2 protein-coding genes are annotated in these 3,166 nt (G+C 66.7%); one reads left to right on the top strand and one right to left on the bottom strand.

Going from position 1 to position 3,166, the window contains the following annotated elements; all coding sequences use genetic code 11:
• Positions 1-97: 97 nt before the first annotated feature.
• Complete coding sequence (locus tag VGZ32_RS05425) at positions 98-487, bottom strand: response regulator transcription factor (RefSeq protein WP_326884707.1); 390 nt, start codon at positions 485-487, stop codon at positions 98-100.
• A gap of 179 nt (positions 488-666) precedes the next feature.
• Here VGZ32_RS05425 and VGZ32_RS05420 point away from each other — a divergent pair, with 179 nt between their 5' ends.
• Entirely contained in the window at positions 667-3,012 is a 2,346-nt protein-coding gene (locus VGZ32_RS05420) for an ATP-binding protein (protein ID WP_326884706.1), read from the top strand.
• Positions 3,013-3,166 lie beyond the last annotated feature (154 nt).

The following is a 3,166-nucleotide window of genomic DNA, read 5'->3' as shown; positions in this document are numbered from 1 at the left end:
GGGCCCGCCCAGACCGACCGGGATCTTGACCCGGGCCGCGAGTACGGACACCGTGCTGGCAGCCTTGACGTGCACGGCGAGGTCTGCCATACAGCCATTACACACCACCAGCCGGCGCGTCAGCCGAAGGTGACCGGGGGGGACCGGCCAGCTCTCGTACCACGCGTATCAGGTCGGCCGGATCGAACGGCTTGGTCACGTACGCGTCAACGCCCGCGCGGGTTCCGGGAGGCCCGAGATCCTCCCGAGCGATGATCAACACCACCTTGATGCGCGAAGCGTCCGGGCTCTTCCGCAGCTGGACCGCTGTCTGGAGGCCGTCCACGCGCGGCATGCTGACGTCCAGCACGACGATGTCCGGCGAGATGGCCAATGCCTTTTCCAGGCAGTCGCGCCCGTCCACCGCGGTCGCGACATCGAACCCCTCCAGGATGAGGTTGGCGGCGATCAGCTGCCTGATGACATGATCATCGGCCGCGATGAGCACACGTCCCAGTCCCCGGTTCACCCACCGTGTTCGCGCCACACAGCCAGGTCTAGCCCGACGGCAGAATCCCGGCTACCTGGTGCGCCGATCTGGGCTAGGTTGGAGTGAACCGGGACGATCTGGGACGATCCACAACCCCTGATGTGGGCATGAATGTTGTTGCCACGGTGGGAGTCCGGATGCGCAATCGTGATCAACGGCGTCCGCCGCTGCCCGTTCGGCTGACCCGCGCCGAGCGGGACTTTTACGTGGAACTGCGGCGCCTGGTGGATGCCGCGGGGCTGTCATTCCGTGCGCTAGAGGAATCAACGTCCTCGGCCAGGTCAGATTCTGGTGAATCGTCCTTTTACAGCAAGTCGCAATGGGGCCGCTGGCTGAATGGTCAATCCCTTCCCCCGCGCAAAGCGGTCAGGAAGCTCGCGGAAAAGCTGGCGAAGGAGGATATCGAAGCCGAACACCTGGTTGATCTTTGGGGCAGGGCCTTCGTGCCCACGCCGTACCCGCAAGAGCCCGGTGTCACCCCGGTCCGGCCGCGGCAGCTTCCCATAGCCGCGCAGCACTTCATGGGCCGTGCGGCGCAACTTGAGATCCTGACTCCCCTGGCGGATCAGGTCACAGCGAGCAGCAGCGCCACCGTGATCGTGATCGAGGGAACCGCGGGGGTCGGGAAAACCACGCTCGCGAATCACCTTGGGCACCTGGTCGGTGACCGTTTCCCCGACGGTCAGCTGTACGTTAGCATGCGCGGCTTCGACGAGGGCGGCGAGCCGATGCGAGACGGTGAGGCGCTTCGCGGCTTCCTCGAAGCCTTCGGTATCCCGCCGAAGCTGTTGCCCGTCGGCGTGGATGACCAGGCCGCGTTGTACCGGAGCCTGCTGGCCGACAAGCGGGTCCTTGTCGTTCTTGACAATGTGCGCGACGCCAGCCAGGTGCGCAGGTTGCTACCCGGCAGTCCGGGCTGCCTGGTCCTGGTCACCAGCCGAAATCAGCTCACCGGGCTGGCCGCCGAGGGGGCGCACGTGCTGCGGCTGGATCCATTCACCATGAGCGAGGCGCGCGACCTGCTGGCGCGGCGCCTCGGGTCCTGGCGTGTGCAGCGTGAGCCGCAGGCTGCCGACGAACTGATCGGGTGCTGTGCGCGGCTGCCGCTCGCGATGAGCGTCGCCGCGGCGTATGCCGCGGCTCATCCGGACTTTCCGTTGGAGGTACTGGCGAACGAATTCCGCAGCCGCGGCCTTGACCTGCTGGACACCGGCGATCCGGCCACCACGACCCGGACCGTCTTCTCGACGTCCTACCACCACCTGAGCGAGGGCGCCGCACGGATGTTCCGGCTCCTCGGCATCCATGCCGGACCGGACATCAGCCTGCTCGCCGCCGCGAGCCTCGCCGCCATTGCGGTCGAGCAGGCTCGCAAGGTGCTGGATGAGCTGGCCCGGGCGTACCTGGTGGAGGAACACCTCCCTGGCCGGTTCGCCTTCCACGACCTGCTACACGCCTATGCCGCGGAGCGGGCGCGGGCACAGGAGAGCATCGACGAGCTGGACGCGGCGATGCGGCGGCTGCTCGATCACTACCTGCGGACGATGTACGCCGGGGTCATGCTCGTATATTCGGCTCGGCTGCCGATCGAGCTCCCGCCCCCGATTTCAGGGATGCTGGCCGAGAGCTTCGCCACCGATAAACAGGCGATGGCGTGGTGCCAGGCCGAACGTCATGTGATCCAGGCACTGGTCACGAATGCTGCCGAGCGTGGCGGTTTCGATGCTTACTGCTGGCAGATCCCGTGGGCCATGGCACCGCTGCTGGCGCGTGGCTGCCTTTGGCATGACTACCTGGCCAGCCAGCGAATCGCGCTGGCGGCGGCGCAGAACCTCAAGGATGCGGTCGGCCTGGGACACGCGCACTATGAGTTCGCGCACGCCTGCGCGCTGTTGGGCGAGGTGGCGTCCTCGGACACGCACCTGAAGCAAGCGCTGGAATTGTTCACCGAACTGGGAGACCTTGCGGCGGTGGCGATGACGCGAAACGGCATGGCCCAGCTACTGGAACAGCAGGGCCGTTACCTCGAGGCAGTGGAACATGAAAAGGAGGCGCTGCGGCTGCGCAACGCCCTGGGTAACCGCATCGACATCGCCCATTCGGAGCAGACGATCGGCTCGATCTACGCCCGGCTGGGGCGATACGACGACGCGCTGCGGCACTGCCGCCGCGCGCTAGACCTCGGCCGTGAGACCGGCAGCCGCATGCTGACCGCTGACACCTCCGACATCCTCGGCTTTATATACCTCGGTCTCGACGACCACGACAACGCCATCTCCTGCTATCAGCGGGCGCTGGCGTTTTACCGGGAGAACGGCGATATGCATGTCGCCGCGGTCCTGACCGGCCTTGGCGATGCGCAGCTGGCCGCGGGTGACGCCGATGCTGCCCGAGACAGCTGGCAGCAGGCCCTTACGGTCCTTAACGACCTACCCAACGCCGACGATCAGCCGGTCAAGGCCAGGCTTGCCCAACTCGGATAGGGACGGCCGGGCTGGTGCCCGCCGTCACGCGGCATCGCGTTCTTGGGCGGCGTTGGCTAGCTTCTGTGGTTATGACGTGGCAACCGGAGCTTGATGACGTGCGCCGCCGGCGGGAGCTGGCCGAGCGGATGGGCGGCCCGGACAAGGTCCGGCG

Origin of the sequence: Actinocrinis sp. (assembly GCF_035938995.1) — a bacterium.
In the GTDB taxonomy this organism is placed as follows: domain Bacteria; phylum Actinomycetota; class Actinomycetes; order Streptomycetales; family Catenulisporaceae; genus DASZGI01.
The sequence above is the reverse complement of the archived record's forward strand: the minus strand, read 5'-3'. Positions and strand labels throughout refer to the sequence as shown.

What these genes read in the sequence shown, in the direction of transcription:
- VGZ32_RS05420 (WP_326884706.1), top strand. Translation starts at nt 667, where the DNA reads ATGCGCAATCGTGATCAACGGCGTCCGCCGCTGCCCGTTCGGCTGACC.